Source organism: Streptococcus sanguinis, assembly GCF_008329445.1.
In the GTDB taxonomy this organism is placed as follows: domain Bacteria; phylum Bacillota; class Bacilli; order Lactobacillales; family Streptococcaceae; genus Streptococcus; species Streptococcus sanguinis_O.
Window position 1 is genome coordinate 469190 of sequence record NZ_VIBR01000001.1, and the last position, 16829, is coordinate 486018.

Here is a 16829-nt window from a genome sequence, read left to right on the forward strand (position 1 = left end):
AAGTGAAAAAGGATTTAATTAAACTAATATTTATTTTCTTTATTTCAATTTTTGTCATAGGCATGTTACCTATAGTTCAATTTATTTGGGCATTTATGCCGACAAAACTTGTTACAAAAGAGGAAAAGCAGCATATTGAATATGTTGTGAACACAGCTTTTGAAGATAATTTAGGATTGAAGGTTAAGAACATAGAGATTCCAACTTGGGTTAGCCATGTTTCTTATGAATATGATGTAAAAGTTCAACTGACAGAAGGCGCAAACAAAATTTTAACAGATAAGTTAGAAGAAGGGACTTTTTCCTATTACGCTAATAGTGACGATGAACCATCTTCGATACTAAAAGATCTTATATTTTCTTCTGTCTTAGATACAAATTCTCATCCTATGTTGAATACCTTATATTTTGATAAAGAGTCTGTTCTAAAGCCAGTGAAATTTAAGGAGCTGAGAACAGATTTAGATTACGATGTAACTGATGACCAAAAAGGGTTTTATCGTGATTTGGTTCAAATTAAAAAAGAACTAAAGTATAATCCCAAGACAGGGAAGTATGAAGCATCGGCAGAAGAAATAAAGGATTTGAGAAAAGATTTCATTCGTTTATCGGAAAATTACGAGGTTCTGTTGTTTTTCGATCTATATCTGGAAGGAGATATTCCTGAAGGTGCGAGTTTAAGTGACTATATTGATTTTACTAGCTTACCCAAAAATGTTTATGTAGTTGTTTGGGGAGAAAATGGGAAATTAGATAGCAATGGTTTTCAGGCAGAATAATTGAGATTGATTTATTCAAGGAGGAAACAAATGGTCATCACAATCAAAGCAATGGAAACAGCTGAGGAGATAGAAGGAAAATCCCGAGTTCATTGGCAGACATGGCGAGAAGCTTATAATGAGATTTTGCCTGCGGAATTTCAAGAGCAGATGACTTTGGATAAGTGCCGATTTTATAGTCAAAAGTATCCTGAAAATACCTTAATCGCTTTGGATGATGCTAAAGTGGTCGGCTTTGTTAGTTACGGTGATTTTCGAGATTCAGCTAGGATAGCGGGTGAAATTTTCGACTTGTATGTCTTAAAAGATTATTATGGCAAAGGTGTAGGACAGCAGTTAATTCAGGCTGCTTTTGCTGCCTTGGATGGTTATCAAGAGATTGTATTATGGGTTTTAGAAGACAACAAACGTGCCATCGCCTTTTATGAAAAAATGGGTTTTGTTTTTGACGGCGAGGAAAAGGTCATTGACCTAGGAAAAGCTGTGAAAGAAAAACGGATGATTTACGTTAGAAACTCGAACAGTTAGTCTGAAAACAATAGATATATTTTTAAGGAGCACACATGCGTTATGCACTTTTACTCCGCGGCATCAATGTTGGCGGGAAAAACAAGGTCGTTATGGCTGATTTGAAGAAAGATTTGGCTGGGTTGGGTTTTGAAAATCCAGTTTCCTACATCAATAGTGGCAATCTTTTCTTTGATAGCGAGGAGCGGGAGGAGAGAATTCGGGAGATATTGTCGGCTTATTTCAGTCGGTCTTATGATTTTCCTCTGCCTTTTGTCCTTGTCAGCTCTGCTATGCTTCAAAAAGAAACAGCCAATCTTCCTGATTGGTGGAATGATGAAACAGCTTTTCGGCGAGATGTTCTCTTTTATCTGCCGGAGACAGACAGGGAGAGTGTTCAAGAGCTGGCAGGCAGCTGGGCGAATGACAAGGAGCAGCTGCACTTTGGGCAGACGGCTTTCTTTTATAGCAATGCTGACCAAGCGGACTATCTCAAGTCAAACTACCATAAGAAACTGCTTAAGTCTAGTTTTTACAAGCAGCTGACTATCCGAAACGGCAAGACTTTCCAGAAGATTGTGGAGTTGGTGAATGAGAAGTAAGACCAAAAAGAAAAATAAAAACAAAAGAAAAGTAAAAGCTCAGGGAAATAAATTTAGTATTTGGTTGGAAAAACATTGGATAGTAGAAGCTCTTTTAGGTTATATATTCTTTATAATGGTTGCGATTGGAGTGGGATTTTTAACGTTTGGAAATAAGTCAATTCCGGGTCCGCTTCGAGAATTTAAATATGTTAGCCCTTTGTATATAAATTTGGTTGTCTTGATTGCTCTTCCATATTATTCCTGGTTTGGAAGTCTAAGAGAAGAAGGCTTCAGCACGTTGAAAGGTTTTTCAGAAGTTTTTCTTTATCTTAATGGTCTACTTTTTCTTTTGCATTATTTTATAGGAATAGCATTAGAAGACGGAGAGGGATTTTTGCCACCATTGTGGAACTTGAATCCTCGCTATGTTTGGTTTCCGATTGCTACCTATCTAATCTTTTTCTTCATTCCAGCGTTAACGATGTTGATTTTAAAATATAATGAAAAAAAGAGGAAAAAACATGACCAAAGAAAATCTATCTAAGTTATTTTCATTTAAAACACTCTATCTGGCCTTGCTAACCTTTGTCATTCTTCATTTGATTTTGTTACCTTTTGGTCTATCCTTTACTCCGGTTTTGTGGAATAGTTGGTTTTTTATTCTTTGTTTGACCTTCTTTATCCATCCTTGGATAGTCTTTTTTAGGACAAGAGATTTTCACTGGTATCACCTTATTTTTCAATTATTCAGTGGATTGGTGGCGCTTTATCTTTGGTTTTCGGCATTCTTTGCTTTGTCAATTATCTCGGATCCAGCCATTCCCATCAATATAGACTATCATATACAAGATAATGAAATCATCATTGTCAGAGGTTTTGTGGTCCATAGTACCTATGAACATCATGAATTGATCAATCCCTTTATCATGAAGTCAGAAGTAAAATATAACGAAGATATGTTTTAATAACTTAGAAAGCAAGCTAATCCGTAGTCTGTTTTAGATCTAGTCATAATCTTGAGAAGAGGAAAAATTTATTTTGAAATATTTAAATGTGTTTAGAATAGTGTATCTAGCCCTGTTATCCTTTGTCATTATCCATCTTATTTTATTAGCGTTTGGTTTAGCATTTATTCCAACTTTGTGGAATACCTGGTTGTTTTGCTTTGGTTTGACCTTATTGTTGCATTTATGGCCTCGATTTTATAAATCAAGGATAGATCAAAAGCGTCATCTTATCCTAGAGCTTTTTAGTACTTTTGCAGTTTTTTGTATCTGGGGTGTTTCAATCTTAGCTTGTTCTTTTATAGAAGATTCACGCATTCCAATTACAGTAGATTTTAAAATAGTAGATAGAGAGGTTATCATCGTCAGGGGATCTTTGCTTCATGGTTATCGTGAATACCACGATTTGGTTAATCCTTTTATGATGAAGTCTGAAGTAATATATCGAGATGAATATTAACAAATAGAAAGCGAGTGAATCCATGTCACGTTCCCAAGAAACAATCCTAACAAACATCTGCCTTGTTGAAGATGTATCGCGCGGTAAACTTCTAATGCAATATCGCTCTCCTGAGCGCTATCGTTGGTCTGGATATGCTTTTCCGGGTGGTCACATTGAGAAGGGTGAGTCTCTCCATGATTCAGTTGTCCGTGAGATTTTAGAGGAAACAGGTTTGACTATTACTCATCCGAAATTGGTTGGGGTAAAGAACTGGCATACGGATGAAAGGGTTCGCTACATCGTCTTTTGTTACAAAGCGACTGAATTTTCTGGTCAGATTCATTCGACAGAAGAGGGCGAGATTTCTTGGGTAGACAAGGAGACCCTGCCACAGCTGGACTTGGCCTACGATATGCTGGAACTCCTACGTATGATGGAAGATGAGGAGCTGTCGGAATATTACTATCACGAGCGTATCGAAGGTGGTTGGCGCAAGAGTATGTATTAAAAAATGTTTCCTTTTGTGTCTGAAGTGCAAAGATAGAAAGGTGGATGACTGTCATGATTTCATTATGGATTGCTATTGTTGCATTTTTTCTTTTGGGCTTAAACCATTTTTTTCCTTCTAGAAATGCTGGATTCGGTTTGAGATTTCCATTTGCTTTTCATACTTTAAAAGGATGGAAGCAGAGCCAATCTAGGTTTTATAGATCAGTGATTTTGCTTAATTTGCTCATTTTTCTTTATTCTTTGTACACAGATTTAAACGAGATTAGGGTCTTGGCCTTGTCAATTATTAGTATTGTATTTTCTGGAATATTAATTTTTTTAATTTCTTTTAAAGAATAATTTGATTGTTTTATCAGTGATTTTTATAGCGACTATCTATCATTTGAAAGCTGGCTGGCGCAAGAGTATGTACTAAAAAGACTGACTAGGTCGGGGCCTAATCAGTCTTTTTCTTGCTTGTTATTTATCTGTAAAAATCCTAGGTCTCTCAAGGCGGCTTCTACATAGTCCAAATCCTGCTGGGAGTCGGCTTGTACTAGGTGATAGTGGACTCCATCTGTCAGTTCAGATAAGGGGCGAAAGGAACAGGAAGCGACCTGTTGGAGAAAATGCTGGACATCTCGGCGGCAGGTCAGCTTTAGGTAAGTCTGGATTTCGCCGTAAACCGGATGCTCAATCAAAATAGTCTGTACGCGGCCGCCATTATCCACGATAGCCAGCAGCTCAGCTTCCATATCCTCAGCCCTATGCTGAACCTTGAAGAGCTGATAAACAGCAGTGTTTTCTTGGCGGTCTTTATAAAGATAGCCACGATTGGTTGAGAGGATGGGGGCACCATCAGCCCTCAAGAGGGCAATATCTTGCACGATAATCTGCCTGGTCACATGGAAATGTTCAGCCAGTGACTGGCCATTGAGGGCAGCAGATGATGTTTTCAAAAGGTTTAATAGTTCTTCTCGTCTTTGCTTGGTCATAGCTTCATTGTAAACCAAAAGTCAGGAATCTTCAAGCTCTAGCGAATCTTTTTCAGTGCTTGATAGATGAACTTAGCAATGACAAAGTCCACCATACTATGGATGACCGTACCAAGTCCCACCAAACCAAATAAGATATAGAAAGCATTAGCAGGATAGGCAGACGTTGTGTAAAAGACGATGCAGACGACCACTTCGCCAAAGGCATGAATCAAGGCTAGTAGGAAATTAAATATCCAAGTCTTCTTCTGGCTGTCCAGTGTGTCCGGGTGCTTTTGCAGATAAAGAGCGCCGATGCTAGCAAAGAGCAAGTGGGACAGGGCTCTAAGAGTGATGATAAAAGGAAGCCCAGACATTCCAAATCCAATAGCAGAACCAATCACGACAATTACCGTCATGAGAGGGGAAATAAACATGGCCAAAAAGATAGCGACATGGCTGGCTAAGGTGAAGGAGGCGGGCGGTATGACAATTTTAATCGGCATAACTAGCGGGATAACAATGGCTAGTGCAGTTAAAAAAGCGGTCAGTGTCATAAACTGATTTTTAGATCTCGGTTTCATAGTGACTCCTTTTTATCTGTATATACACTAGTATAGTACACTGTTTTTGCAAAAAGGTCAAGACCTGTAGGAAATCCTAAAAGAGATTTGTCAAAATGCTTAAAATAGCTTATACTAGAAAGGTGTGGAAATAGGAAAAACTAGATTTTTAGAATTTAGTTGACCTTCACATCGATTAGTGTTCTGCTGGATTTGAAAAAATGAAGGAAGAGCTTAATCATATATAGAAGGCTAGTATGGGAATTTAGCAGCCTTGACTAGAAATGGAGAAGAAAATGAACAACTTACCAAACTGCCCCAAATGTAATTCAGAGTATGTCTACGAAGATGGAACGTTCTTGGTCTGCCCAGAGTGCGCCTATGAATGGAATCCAGCTGAGGTTCAAGAAGCAGAAGAAGGACCAGTAGCGATCGATGCTAATGGCAATAAGCTGACTGATGGCGACACAGTTACCTTGATTAAGGACCTGAAAGTCAAAGGAGCACCCAAGGATCTCAAGCAGGGAACGCGCGTGAAAAATATCCGCATCGTGGAAGGCGACCATAATATTGACTGTAAGATTGACGGCTTCGGTGCGATGAAGCTCAAGTCAGAGTTTGTTAAGAAAATTTGAGGTCTCTATGAATCGTCGTTTTATCTTAATTTATCGAATTATTCTTTTTATCCTGGCCTTTTTGGGTGTGTATCTGGAAATCACTAAGTATGGCGTAGGTATGCTCATGTACTATACGGTTTTGTCCAATCTCTTGGTCCTACTTTTTACGGGCTATCTGGTCTATCTGATGACGAGACCTGGCGATGCTTGGAAAACGCCGAAAATCTTGCGAATCAAGGGCGGGGTGACCATGTCCATCATGATTACTTGCGTCGTTTACCACCTCTTGCTGGCTCCCATTGCAACAGATTTTTACCGTCTAGAGAATTTTCTGTGTCATTATATAGTACCCTTGGCCTTTCTTCTAGATACAGTAATCTTTGACAAGTCGCGTCAGTACAGTTGGTTTGATCCGATTTCTTGGACAAGTGTGCCTTTGGTCTACATGGCCTTTGCTCTCTTTAATGGTTTCTTCTTGAAAATAGATATTCCAAGATCCAAGGACAATCCATTTCCTTACTTTTTCCTCAATGTCTTTAAGAAAGGCTGGCCTTATGTCATCCAGATGTGTTTGATTATCTTTGCAGCCTACCTAATCTTTGGTTTTGTCTTTTACGGAATAAAGTCCATCTCTTTCTCAAAGAAGAAGACTTCATAGATACATGTACTTGTAGATGAAAAACAGATTTTATCTGTTTTTTTTATTTTGCTTCTATTTTTTCTTGCCAATATCAGATTTATGTGATATAGTTAACTAGTTAATAATTAACCGGTTAAACAAAAAGGAGGAAAGAATGAAACACAATCAGAAACTGTTAGGTTTGGCAGGAATCATTCTTGCTTGTAATCTTTGCTTGGCTGCTTGTCAATCTCAGACATCTCAACAGGAAAGCAGTCAAGAGAAGGTGAAGACCAAGCAAGAAGTGAAGAAGAAAAGTAAGGCGACCAAAAAAGGACAGGTTCCTGGTGTTGATAAGCCGACGGATGATGGTTTCCTCTTCAAAAGCGAGTCTCAAATTAAAGCTAGAACTAGTGAAGGTTTGATTTTAGAGCATGATGGCCATACGCACTTTATTTTTTATTCTGACCTAAAGAATAGTAAATGGGCCTATCTGATACCAAAAGATGGGCAAGTGCCTGCAGGCTCGCCTCAGTTGGCAAATCAAATGAGCACTGCTGATGATGGCTATGTCTTTAATCCTAGAGACATTGTGTCAGAAGACCAATACGGCTATGTTGTGCGTCACGGGGATCATTTCCATTACATTTTAAAACAGTCTGTGAGTAATCTTGTACAAGCACCGACCTATCGTCCAACATCTTTTAGCAATCCTACGGGACATATTTATCAGCCAACGCTTAGACCATCTGTCCCCCAGCAGCAAGGGACAAATAAACGCCAGTTTGCTGGAATTGATTACCCTACAAGTGATGGATTCTTATTTAGAGGCACAGGGGTAACAGGCAAACTTGCTACAGGATTGCTGGCAGATCATAATGGTCATACTCATTTCATCCCCTATGAGCAGCTGATTGCTTCACCTTGGGAGTCATTGATTCCCGCAGAACATAAAAAAGCTGCTGAAGATGCCTACTATGGCCTTCAAGGGCAAGCACAGCCTTCACCAGCACCAGCTCCTGCACCTGAACCTACTCCAAGTCCATCAGACAAGGAAGAAGAAGTTGCCAAGAAAAAGGCCTATTTGGCTCAGCAATTAGGAATCGATGAAAGCTTGATTCAAGTGAGCGATACAGATAAAGGAAAGGTATTTATCTATCCGCATGGCGACCACAGCCATTCGACTTTGATCAGTGAGATTGATACGACTAAGCCTTTTGATCCTCATGGAAATCCACACGCTCATGACGCAGTTGGTATGGCAACCTTGAAAACTCTAGGATTTGATGATGAGATCATTGAAGATATTTTACATGCTACGGCAGATACCCCATTCCCATCAGATGAGAAGGATAAGGAAAAGATGAAAGCCTGGCTGGCAACTGTGAAATATCTAAATATAGGCCAGCGCAAAGATCCGCTTGAAAGAAAAGGCTTGGAACTGATGCCGAATATTGAAGTTCTGGGAATTGGCTTTACTCCGATAAAGGACATCAGACCAGTGCTGCAATTTAAACATTTGAAACAGCTGTGGATGACAAAGACAGGCGTTACCAACTATGATTTCTTAAAAGAGATTCCGACCTTAGAAGGCTTGGACATCTCCCAGAATGGCATCACTGATTTATCTTTCTTAGAGAATTATCCCAATCTCAAGACGGTTGCAGCAGCGGGAAATGACCTTACCGATATTACACCTTTAGCTAAGCTAAAAAATCTGGAGTCATTAAACCTTGACTACAATAATATCTCTGATATTTCTGCTTTGACCAAGCTTTCAAAATTAAAAGCTGTAAGTTTAGAGCACAATCAGCTGCACGATATTTCTGCTCTGAGCCAAAAAGAAGATTTAACAAGGCTTTTCTTATCCAATAATCCAAACTTAAATCTCAATACCTTCAAAGCTTCCAAACTTGAAGAATTAACAGCTGACAATTCCAATGTTGAGAGCTTGAACTTCCTGAAGGATAATCCAAATCTGACAACTCTAAGCCTAAATGGCAATCGTCTGACTTCGCTGGCAGGAGTTGAAGCTGCTAAAAATTTAGTAACTTTGTCCGCAAGTCAAAACAAGATTACATCTTTGGACATTCCAGCCGATCAGTCTTCCTTGAAGAATTTAAACTTGGGTGAGAATGAGCTGAAAAACTTGGAAGGGATTAATCAGTTTAGGGCTTTAGACAATCTGGCTGTCAACAAGAATAAAATCACAACCTTAGCGCTGCAGGAACCAAATAAGACAGTGACTTATATCAATGTCAGCGACAATCACATCCCTAAAGCAGAGCTTGAATTGAATGAAAATAAAATTCCGAAAGCTTTGGCGCAGCATTTCCCAGATGTTCAGGGGGGCAGCATTGACAATAATAAGCCGTCTGATCCAAAAGAAGAAAATAAGGAAGCACCTAAGGAAAGTGAGCCTAATAAGGCAGATGTCCAAGGGGAGCCAACATCCGATAAGCCAGCCTCAGCTGAAGCAAGCGGCCAAGGAGATTCTAATGATAGCGAGCATCCAGCTGGATCTCCTGAAGCAGAGTTAAACAGTCAAGCTGAGAATCTAGAAAACTCTTCTAAGCCTTCATCAGAAGAAGTGCCAACTACTGAAAATCCTGAATTAACAGACGAGCCATCTCAAGCAGAAGATAAAGAAAATCAAAAGGATTCAAAAGATAAGGAAAAAGAAGAGAAAGAAGCTAATCACTAACCCTTATCCAGTCAAACAGAAAAAATACAATTTTTTTCTTGAAATAGTTTTGAATTTGTGATATAGTATAAAAAATTAAATAATCCTTTAATTCTATCCAGAGAGATAGACAAGGAGCAAGTAAAAAGATGGGTGGAGTGTAAGCAAGTGCGTCTTGTTTCAGCCTACCTGACTAGATTTTTCTGAAGTCTCCTTGTAATAAGGAGACTTTTTCTGTTGTTTGAGGAGGAAAGAATGAAAACAAAAGAAGTTGTCGATGATATCACCATGAATCGTGCGATTACGCGGATTACCTATGAAATCATCGAGCGCAACAAGGACTTGAACCAAATAGTCTTGGCTGGCATTAAGACCCGCGGGGTTCACTTGGCACACCGCATTCAGAAGCGACTGGCTCAGTTGGAGAATATCGATATTCCAGTCGCAGAAGTAGATACCAAGCCTTTTCGAGATGATATCAAAGTTGAGGAAGATACGACAGTGATTCCAGTAGATATTACCGACCGTCAAGTAATCCTAATCGACGATGTCCTCTACACAGGACGGACTATTCGAGCAGCTATTGACAATCTGGTCAGTCACGGACGGCCGTCTAGGGTTGGTCTGGCTGTCTTGGTAGACCGTGGTCACCGTGAGCTGCCTATACGGGCAGACTATGTCGGCAAGAACATTCCGACTAGCCAAACTGAGGAGATTATCGTTGAGATGACCGAGACAGACGGTCAAGATCGCGTTTTGATTATGGGGGAGTAATAAGCTAAATGAGTCAAGATGTTAAGTATGATGTGCATGATATGCCAAAGCCTGGTTTGCTTTTAGGACTATCCTTTCAGCACTTGTTCGCCATGTTTGGGGCGACAGTCTTGGTACCGATTCTGGTGGGAATTGACCCAGCGGTAGCCCTCTTTTCCAGCGGTCTTGGAACACTGGCCCATCTGACTGTTACCAAGTACAAAATTCCAGCCTACATGGGATCCAGCTTTGCTTATATCGCGGCCATGCAGATGCTGATGAAGACAGATGGTATCGGAGCGGTTGCACAGGGAGCCATCACCGGTGGTTTGGTCTACTTTATCGTGGCACTGATTGTCAAGTTTGCTGGAAATGCTTGGATTGACAAGGTGCTGCCGCCAGTAGTGGTAGGGCCTATCATCATGGTTATTGGTCTGAGCTTGGCTGGAACAGCTGTTAGCGATGTGATGAATAAGACTGTAGCAAATGGCGAAAAGGTTTATGATTTGACCTACTTCATTATCGGAATGGTCACTCTCTTGGCAGTCATCCTCTTTAATATCTATGGTAAGAAGATTGTGGGAATCATCCCTGTCTTGCTAGGCTTGATAGTCGGCTACATCTTTAGCTTGATTCTAGGGGCTGTAACTGGCCAGGAAATTGTGTCTTTTGCCAAGGTAGGGCAAGCTTCTTGGTTCCATCTTCCACCAATGAGTCTGCCTTTCTTGGACTACGATGTGAAATTTTATCCTAGTGCGATTTTAACCATGGCGCCTATCGCCTTTGTAACCATGACAGAGCATTTCGGCCATGTTATGGTACTAAATAGCTTGACAGGCAAGGACTTCTTCAAGGATCCAGGTCTAGACAAGACCTTGACCGGAGATGGTCTGGCTCAGATTATTGCAGGGCTTTTCGGAGCACCGCCGGTGACTAGCTACGGAGAGAATATCGGAGTTATGGCGCTCAATAAAATCTACAGCGTTTATGTCATTGCTGGCGCAGCAGTGCTGGCCATTGTCATGAGCTTTGTGGGCAAGGTCTCAGCCCTGCTCCAATCCATCCCGAGTCCTGTGCTGGGTGGTATTTCCATCGCTCTCTTTGGGGTAATTGCTTCGAGTGGTCTCAAGATTCTGATTGAAGCACAGACCAACTTTGACAATAAAAAGAATCTCTTGATTGCCAGTGTCATCTTGGTATCTGGTATCGGTGGTCTGACCTTGCAGCTCTCGGGTCTGCAAATCTCAGGAGTTGCCTTGTCAACTATTCTGGGAATTGTCCTCTATCTTGTCCTGCCTGAGCCCAAGGATTGAGCTAGGTAAAACATCATTAACTTTCGTTCAAAAATAGCTTGCTCTCAGAGCGACTTTACTCGCAGCACTCTGGAAGCCCTCATTCTTTCATAAAGGAGAATTACATCATGTCATCCAATCAAATCGCTCTTAAGAACCTTGTTTCTATGGAAACTCTGTCAAATGAAGAAGTTATGGCCTTGATTAAACGCGGAATCGAATTTAAAAATGGGGCTAAAGTCCATTATGATGAGCAGCATATTGTGTCTAACCTCTTCTTTGAGCCTTCGACTCGGACTCACAAGGCCTTTGAGGTAGCAGAGTTGAAGTTGGGTTGCGATCTTCTGGACTTTGATGTCAAGACCAGCTCGGTCAATAAAGGAGAAACCTTGTATGACACTATCCTGACCATGTCTGCCCTTGGCGTTGATGTTTGTGTTATTCGCCACCCTGAAGTGGACTATTACAAAGAGCTTGTCGAAAGCCCAACCATTACGACTTCCATTGTTAACGGAGGAGACGGTTCTGGTCAGCATCCTAGCCAAAGCTTGCTGGATCTGATGACCATTTATCAAGAGTTTGGTCGCTTTGAAGGGCTCAAGGTTGCGATTGCTGGGGATTTGGATCATTCGCGCGTGGCTAAGTCAAACATGCAGATTCTCAAGCGCTTGGGGGCAGAGCTCTACTTTGCAGGTCCGGAAGAATGGCGGAGCCAAGAGTTTGCAGACTATGGTAAGTTTGTGACTATTGATGAGGTGATTGAAGAAGTGGATGTCATGATGTTCCTGCGCGTGCAGCATGAGCGCCATGACTACGAGTCCATCTTTTCTAAAGAAAATTACCACAGACTGCATGGGCTGACTCAAGAGCGGTATGACCGCATGAAAGATACAGCGATTCTGATGCATCCGGCTCCAGTTAACCGCGATGTAGAAATTGCGGATCATCTGGTTGAAGCACCAAAATCACGTATCGTTGAACAAATGACCAACGGCGTCTTTGTCAGAATGGCTATTATCGAAGCGGTTTTGAAAGGTCGTCAATAATCTCGGACAGTAGGCCGGGAGTGGGTGAAGCTATGTGAAGCAATCCCACTCCCTATTATTATATATATTATGTGGATGGTCATGGACGGTCTGCATCTTGGACAGGAGGGAACAATGGCAAAGAGACTTTTAATATTAGAAAACGGCATGATTTTCGAAGGGGAAGCTTTTGGAGCGGATCTTTTTGTGACAGGCGAAATCGTCTTTAACACAGGCATGACAGGCTATCAGGAATCAATTACGGACCAGTCTTATAACGGCCAGATTTTGACCTTTACCTATCCCTTGGTTGGAAATTATGGTGTCAATCGGGACGACTATGAGTCCATTCTGCCGACCTGCAAGGGAGTGGTGGTCTATGAGTATGCACGTCGTGAAAGCAATTGGCGCCAGCAATTGTCTTTGGATGAGTTCCTCAAAATCAAGAAGATACCAGGCATTTCGGGAATTGATACAAGGGCGCTAACCAAGATTATCCGCCAGCATGGAACCATGCGAGCAACCATTGCCAATGCGGATGATAGTATTGAGCATTTGCAAGACCAGCTTCAGGCTACAGTTCTGCCGACTGATAACATCAAGCAGGTGTCTACCAAGCAGTCTTATCCAGCTCCGGGAACGGGTCGCAGCGTGGTATTAGTGGACTTCGGTCTCAAGCATTCTATCCTGCGGGAGTTAGCCAAACGCAACTGTAGTGTGACAGTAGTACCTTATGATACCAGAGCTGAGGAAATTCTCCAGCTCAATCCTGACGGCGTCATGCTGTCAAATGGACCGGGAAATCCGGAAGATGTGCCGGAGGCTCTGGACATGATTCGTGGTGTTCAGGGCAAGATTCCAATTTTTGGGATCTGTATGGGACATCAGCTCTTCTCCATGGCTAACGGTGCCAAGACGCATAAGATGAAGTTCGGTCACCGTGGCTTCAACCATGCGGTGCGTGAGATTGCGACAGGCCGAGTTGACTTTACCAGTCAAAATCACGGCTATGCAGTCAGTCGTGAGGATTTGCCAGAATGCCTGATTGTGACCCATGAAGAAATCAATGATAAGTCTGTCGAAGGTGTGCGCCATCGGGATTATCCTGCCTTTTCTGTGCAGTTTCACCCAGATGCTGCGCCGGGACCGCATGATGCAGACTATCTCTTTGATGAGTTTATGGAAATGATGGATGCCCATCAGGCATACTAGGAAGCAAGATTGAGAGGTGCACTATGCCAAAACGTAAAGATATTCAGAAAATTATGGTCATCGGTTCTGGTCCTATCGTTATCGGTCAGGCTGCAGAGTTTGACTATGCTGGGACTCAGGCTTGCCTGTCCTTGAAAGAAGAGGGCTACAGTGTTGTCTTGGTTAATTCTAACCCAGCGACCATTATGACGGACAAGGAAATTGCGGACCGAGTTTATATCGAGCCTATCACGCTGGAGTTTGTTGCACGCATTTTGCGTAAGGAACGGCCGGATGCTTTGCTGCCTACTTTGGGCGGCCAGACCGGACTCAACATGGCCATGGAATTATCCAAGTCAGGGCTTTTAGAAGAGCTGGGAGTGGAACTCTTAGGGACCAAGTTATCGGCCATTGACCAAGCGGAAGACCGGGATCTCTTCAAGCAGCTGATGGAAGAACTTGGCCAGCCCATCCCTGAGTCAGAAATTGTCAATACAGTGGATGAAGCGCTGGAATTTGCGGCTGGCATCGGCTATCCAGTCATTGTCCGTCCGGCATTTACACTGGGAGGAACTGGCGGTGGTATCTGTAGCAATGAAGAAGAGCTGCAGGAAATCGCAGAGAATGGCCTCAAACTCTCTCCAGTTACTCAATGTCTGATTGAGCGCTCTATAGCAGGCTTTAAGGAAATCGAATACGAAGTCATGCGGGATGGTGCAGACAATGCGCTGGTCGTCTGTAATATGGAAAACTTTGACCCAGTTGGCATCCACACAGGGGATTCTATTGTCTTTGCACCTAGTCAGACCATTTCAGACTATGAATACCAGATGCTGCGGGACGCCAGTCTCAAGATTATTCGAGCACTGAAGATTGAGGGCGGCTGTAATGTACAGCTGGCTCTGGACCCGCATAGTTTCAAATACTATGTCATCGAGGTCAATCCGCGGGTTTCCCGCTCATCGGCCCTAGCCTCTAAGGCGACTGGCTATCCGATTGCAAAGCTGGCAGCGAAAATCGCAGTCGGGCTTACATTAGATGAAATCATTAATCCGGTGACTGGCTCCACCTATGCTATGTTTGAGCCTGCTCTGGACTATGTGGTCGCTAAGATTCCGCGCTTTCCATTTGATAAATTTGAGCAGGGTGAGCGCCGTCTGGGAACCCAGATGAAGGCGACGGGGGAAGTCATGGCTATTGGTCGCAATATTGAGGAGAGTCTGCTCAAAGCCTGCCGCTCTTTAGAAGTTGGTGTGGACCACAGCGAGTTGCCTGCTCTCAGTCAAGTAAGCGATGACGAGCTGATGAGGAAGATTGTCAAGGCGCAAGACGACCGGCTTTTCTATATCTCAGAGGCTATTCGCCGTGGTTACAGTCCTGATGAAATTGCCGAACTGACCAAGATTGATGTCTTTTTTCTGGATAAGCTGTTCCATATTTACGAAATTGAGCAGGAGCTGGCTAGTCATATCGGAGATAGCTATGTGCTTAAGAAAGCCAAGCAAAATGGCTTTGCGGATACTAAGATTGCTGACTTGTGGGACATGACAGCTGAGCAGGTGCGTCGCATCCGGCAGGAGCAGAAGATTGTACCGGTTTACAAGATGGTGGATACCTGTGCTGCTGAGTTCGAGTCTGCGACGCCTTATTTCTACTCTACCTATGGCTTTGAAAATGAATCTATCAAATCCAGCAAGGAATCTGTTCTTGTATTGGGTTCTGGTCCTATCCGAATCGGGCAGGGAGTCGAGTTTGACTATGCGACCGTTCATTCTGTAAAGGCTATTCAGGCAGCTGGCTACGAAGCAATTATCATGAACAGCAATCCAGAGACTGTATCGACTGACTTTTCTGTCTCTGACAAGCTCTATTTTGAGCCACTGACCTTTGAAGATGTCATGAATGTCATTGAGCTGGAACAGCCTAAAGGTGTTATCGTTCAGTTTGGCGGACAGACAGCCATTAATCTGGCGGAGCCACTGTCCAAGGCAGGTGTGAAGATTTTAGGTACCCAAGTAGCGGACTTGGATCGAGCTGAAGACCGAGATCTCTTTGAGCAGGCATTGAAAGAGCTGGATATTCCGCAGCCGCCGGGTCAGACGGCCACTAATGAAGAGGAGGCAGTAGAGGCTGCTCGTAAGATTGGCTTCCCCGTTCTGGTGCGGCCTTCCTATGTCTTGGGTGGCCGTGCCATGGAAATCGTAGAAAACGAAGCGGATCTACGCTCTTATATGCGGACAGCGGTTAAGGCCAGTCCAGACCATCCGGTTTTGGTGGATTCTTACATTGTTGGTGATGAGTGCGAAGTGGATGCCATTTCTGATGGCCGTCAGGTCTTGATTCCTGGGATTATGGAGCATATCGAGCGGGCAGGAGTTCACTCAGGGGATTCCATGGCGGCCTATCCTCCACAAACCCTATCTCAGAAAGTCAAGGATACTATTGCAGACTATACCAAGCGTTTGGCTCTGGGACTCAACTGTATTGGCATGATGAATATTCAGTTCGTCATCAAGGATGAGCAGGTCTATGTCATTGAGGTCAATCCACGGGCCAGCCGGACTGTTCCTTTCTTGTCCAAGGTGACTGATATTCCGATGGCGCAAGTAGCGAGTCGTTTGATTCTTGGGGAAACTTTGGCAGAGCTGGGCTATGAAGATGGCCTTCATCCAGAAAGTTCAATGGTTCATATCAAGGCGCCAGTCTTCTCCTTTACCAAGCTAGCGAAGGTCGACAGTCTATTAGGACCTGAAATGAAGTCTACTGGTGAAGTCATGGGCAGTGACCGTACGCTCGAAAAAGCACTCTATAAGGCTTTTGAAGCTTCTTATCTCCATCTGCCAAACTTTGGAAATGTCGTCTTTACTATTGCAAACGACAGCAAGGAAGAAGCCCTGCAGCTGGCTCAGCGTTTTGCTAATATTGGCTATGGTATCTGGGCAACCAAGGGGACAGCCTCTTATTTTGAAAATCATGGTCTACACGTCCGTCTGGTGGAAAAAATCGGCAGTGATGATAACAAGGACATCCCAGCCTATATCCGCAAGGGCAAGGTTCAGGCTATTATCAACACGGTCGGAACCAAGCGGACAGCTGACAAACATGGTCAAATTATCCGCAGCTCAGCTATTGAGCATGGAGTTCCACTCTTCACAGCCTTGGACACGGCCGATGCCATGCTGAAAGTGCTGGAAAGCCGCAGTTTCACTACAGAGGCGATATAGAGATGGAGTTTTCAATTCCAGATTGTCATTTGACTGTCTGTACGTCGGAAAAGTAATCTCATACGGTTAAGCTTGAGAATGCA

At 42.9% G+C, this 16829-nt stretch carries 18 protein-coding genes; 16 read left to right on the plus strand and 2 right to left on the minus strand.

Features of this window, described 5'->3' with window-relative positions:
• Positions 1-2 precede the first annotated feature (2 nt).
• The 8 genes from FKX92_RS02395 to FKX92_RS02430 all read left to right on the plus strand — a co-directional run bounded on the left by FKX92_RS02395 (position 3) and on the right by FKX92_RS02430 (position 4165).
• A complete protein-coding gene (locus tag FKX92_RS02395) occupies positions 3-779 on the plus strand; it encodes a hypothetical protein (RefSeq protein WP_149565415.1) in 777 nt (258 codons plus the stop codon).
• Positions 780-809: 30 nt separating this feature from the next.
• The gene (locus FKX92_RS02400; protein WP_149565416.1) at positions 810-1307 is read left to right on the plus strand and encodes a GNAT family N-acetyltransferase; all 498 of its coding nucleotides are present in this window, start codon (positions 810-812) and stop codon (positions 1305-1307) included.
• Between the two features lie 35 nt (positions 1308-1342).
• The gene (locus tag FKX92_RS02405; protein ID WP_149565417.1) at positions 1343-1888 is read left to right on the plus strand and encodes a DUF1697 domain-containing protein; all 546 of its coding nucleotides are present in this window, start codon (positions 1343-1345) and stop codon (positions 1886-1888) included.
• Positions 1878-2414 carry a hypothetical protein gene (locus tag FKX92_RS02410; protein WP_149565418.1) on the plus strand — a complete coding sequence of 179 codons (537 nt, stop codon included), beginning with the start codon at positions 1878-1880 and terminating at the stop codon, positions 2412-2414. The genes FKX92_RS02405 and FKX92_RS02410 overlap by 11 nt, the downstream gene beginning before the upstream one ends.
• Complete coding sequence (locus FKX92_RS02415; protein WP_125338534.1) at positions 2392-2835, plus strand: hypothetical protein; 444 nt, start codon at positions 2392-2394, stop codon at positions 2833-2835. The genes FKX92_RS02410 and FKX92_RS02415 overlap by 23 nt, the downstream gene beginning before the upstream one ends.
• Before the next feature lie 73 nt (positions 2836-2908).
• On the plus strand, positions 2909-3334 hold the full coding sequence (locus FKX92_RS02420) for a hypothetical protein (protein ID WP_262405208.1): 426 nt from the start codon (positions 2909-2911) through the stop codon (positions 3332-3334).
• Between the two features lie 22 nt (positions 3335-3356).
• Entirely contained in the window at positions 3357-3824 is a 468-nt protein-coding gene (locus FKX92_RS02425; RefSeq protein WP_149565419.1) for an 8-oxo-dGTP diphosphatase, read from the plus strand.
• Positions 3825-3868: 44 nt separating this feature from the next.
• Positions 3869-4165, plus strand: a complete 297-nt coding sequence (locus FKX92_RS02430) for a hypothetical protein (protein ID WP_149565420.1) — start codon at positions 3869-3871, stop codon at positions 4163-4165.
• A gap of 101 nt (positions 4166-4266) precedes the next feature.
• Here FKX92_RS02430 and FKX92_RS02435 read toward each other — a convergent pair whose 3' ends face one another.
• Both FKX92_RS02435 and FKX92_RS02440 read right to left on the minus strand, forming a co-directional pair.
• Complete coding sequence (locus FKX92_RS02435; RefSeq protein ID WP_187759363.1) at positions 4267-4818, minus strand: transcription repressor NadR; 552 nt, start codon at positions 4816-4818, stop codon at positions 4267-4269.
• A gap of 20 nt (positions 4819-4838) precedes the next feature.
• The gene (locus tag FKX92_RS02440; protein WP_149565421.1) at positions 4839-5363 is read right to left on the minus strand and encodes a hypothetical protein; all 525 of its coding nucleotides are present in this window, start codon (positions 5361-5363) and stop codon (positions 4839-4841) included.
• A gap of 275 nt (positions 5364-5638) precedes the next feature.
• Here FKX92_RS02440 and FKX92_RS02445 point away from each other — a divergent pair, with 275 nt between their 5' ends.
• From FKX92_RS02445 to carB, 8 genes are all read left to right on the plus strand, one after another.
• Positions 5639-5977, plus strand: a complete 339-nt coding sequence (locus FKX92_RS02445; RefSeq protein ID WP_125356852.1) for a zinc ribbon domain-containing protein YjdM — start codon at positions 5639-5641, stop codon at positions 5975-5977.
• A gap of 7 nt (positions 5978-5984) precedes the next feature.
• Complete coding sequence (locus FKX92_RS02450) at positions 5985-6617, plus strand: Pr6Pr family membrane protein (protein ID WP_125444935.1); 633 nt, start codon at positions 5985-5987, stop codon at positions 6615-6617.
• A 136-nt stretch (positions 6618-6753) separates the two neighbouring features.
• The gene (locus tag FKX92_RS02455; RefSeq protein ID WP_149565422.1) at positions 6754-9282 is read left to right on the plus strand and encodes a pneumococcal-type histidine triad protein; all 2529 of its coding nucleotides are present in this window, start codon (positions 6754-6756) and stop codon (positions 9280-9282) included.
• Between the two features lie 234 nt (positions 9283-9516).
• On the plus strand, positions 9517-10035 hold the full coding sequence (gene pyrR, locus FKX92_RS02460) for a bifunctional pyr operon transcriptional regulator/uracil phosphoribosyltransferase PyrR (RefSeq protein WP_125356853.1): 519 nt from the start codon (positions 9517-9519) through the stop codon (positions 10033-10035).
• Positions 10036-10043: 8 nt separating this feature from the next.
• The gene (locus FKX92_RS02465; RefSeq protein WP_002906386.1) at positions 10044-11327 is read left to right on the plus strand and encodes a uracil-xanthine permease family protein; all 1284 of its coding nucleotides are present in this window, start codon (positions 10044-10046) and stop codon (positions 11325-11327) included.
• 107 nt (positions 11328-11434) lie between these two features.
• Complete coding sequence (locus FKX92_RS02470; protein WP_002895276.1) at positions 11435-12352, plus strand: aspartate carbamoyltransferase catalytic subunit; 918 nt, start codon at positions 11435-11437, stop codon at positions 12350-12352.
• Between the two features lie 114 nt (positions 12353-12466).
• Positions 12467-13543 (plus strand): carbamoyl phosphate synthase small subunit, encoded by a 1077-nt coding sequence (locus tag FKX92_RS02475; protein ID WP_187759364.1) that lies wholly within the window; start codon positions 12467-12469, stop codon positions 13541-13543.
• Between the two features lie 23 nt (positions 13544-13566).
• Positions 13567-16746, plus strand: a complete 3180-nt coding sequence (gene carB / locus FKX92_RS02480; RefSeq protein WP_149565424.1) for a carbamoyl-phosphate synthase large subunit — start codon at positions 13567-13569, stop codon at positions 16744-16746.
• The last annotated feature ends 83 nt before the right edge of the window (positions 16747-16829 follow it).

Coding starts and splice junctions, on each gene's coding strand:
- FKX92_RS02400 (WP_149565416.1), top strand. CDS start 810: ATGGTCATCACAATCAAAGCAATGGAAACAGCTGAGGAGATAGAAGGA.
- FKX92_RS02405 (WP_149565417.1), top strand. CDS start 1,343: ATGCGTTATGCACTTTTACTCCGCGGCATCAATGTTGGCGGGAAAAAC.
- FKX92_RS02410 (WP_149565418.1), top strand. CDS start 1,878: ATGAGAAGTAAGACCAAAAAGAAAAATAAAAACAAAAGAAAAGTAAAA.
- FKX92_RS02415 (WP_125338534.1), top strand. CDS start 2,392: ATGACCAAAGAAAATCTATCTAAGTTATTTTCATTTAAAACACTCTAT.
- FKX92_RS02425 (WP_149565419.1), top strand. CDS start 3,357: ATGTCACGTTCCCAAGAAACAATCCTAACAAACATCTGCCTTGTTGAA.
- FKX92_RS02430 (WP_149565420.1), top strand. CDS start 3,869: ATGACTGTCATGATTTCATTATGGATTGCTATTGTTGCATTTTTTCTT.
- FKX92_RS02440 (WP_149565421.1), bottom strand. CDS start 5,363: ATGAAACCGAGATCTAAAAATCAGTTTATGACACTGACCGCTTTTTTA.
- FKX92_RS02445 (WP_125356852.1), top strand. CDS start 5,639: ATGAACAACTTACCAAACTGCCCCAAATGTAATTCAGAGTATGTCTAC.
- FKX92_RS02450 (WP_125444935.1), top strand. CDS start 5,985: ATGAATCGTCGTTTTATCTTAATTTATCGAATTATTCTTTTTATCCTG.
- FKX92_RS02455 (WP_149565422.1), top strand. CDS start 6,754: ATGAAACACAATCAGAAACTGTTAGGTTTGGCAGGAATCATTCTTGCT.
- pyrR (WP_125356853.1), top strand. CDS start 9,517: ATGAAAACAAAAGAAGTTGTCGATGATATCACCATGAATCGTGCGATT.
- FKX92_RS02465 (WP_002906386.1), top strand. CDS start 10,044: ATGAGTCAAGATGTTAAGTATGATGTGCATGATATGCCAAAGCCTGGT.
- FKX92_RS02470 (WP_002895276.1), top strand. CDS start 11,435: ATGTCATCCAATCAAATCGCTCTTAAGAACCTTGTTTCTATGGAAACT.
- FKX92_RS02475 (WP_187759364.1), top strand. CDS start 12,467: ATGGCAAAGAGACTTTTAATATTAGAAAACGGCATGATTTTCGAAGGG.
- carB (WP_149565424.1), top strand. CDS start 13,567: ATGCCAAAACGTAAAGATATTCAGAAAATTATGGTCATCGGTTCTGGT.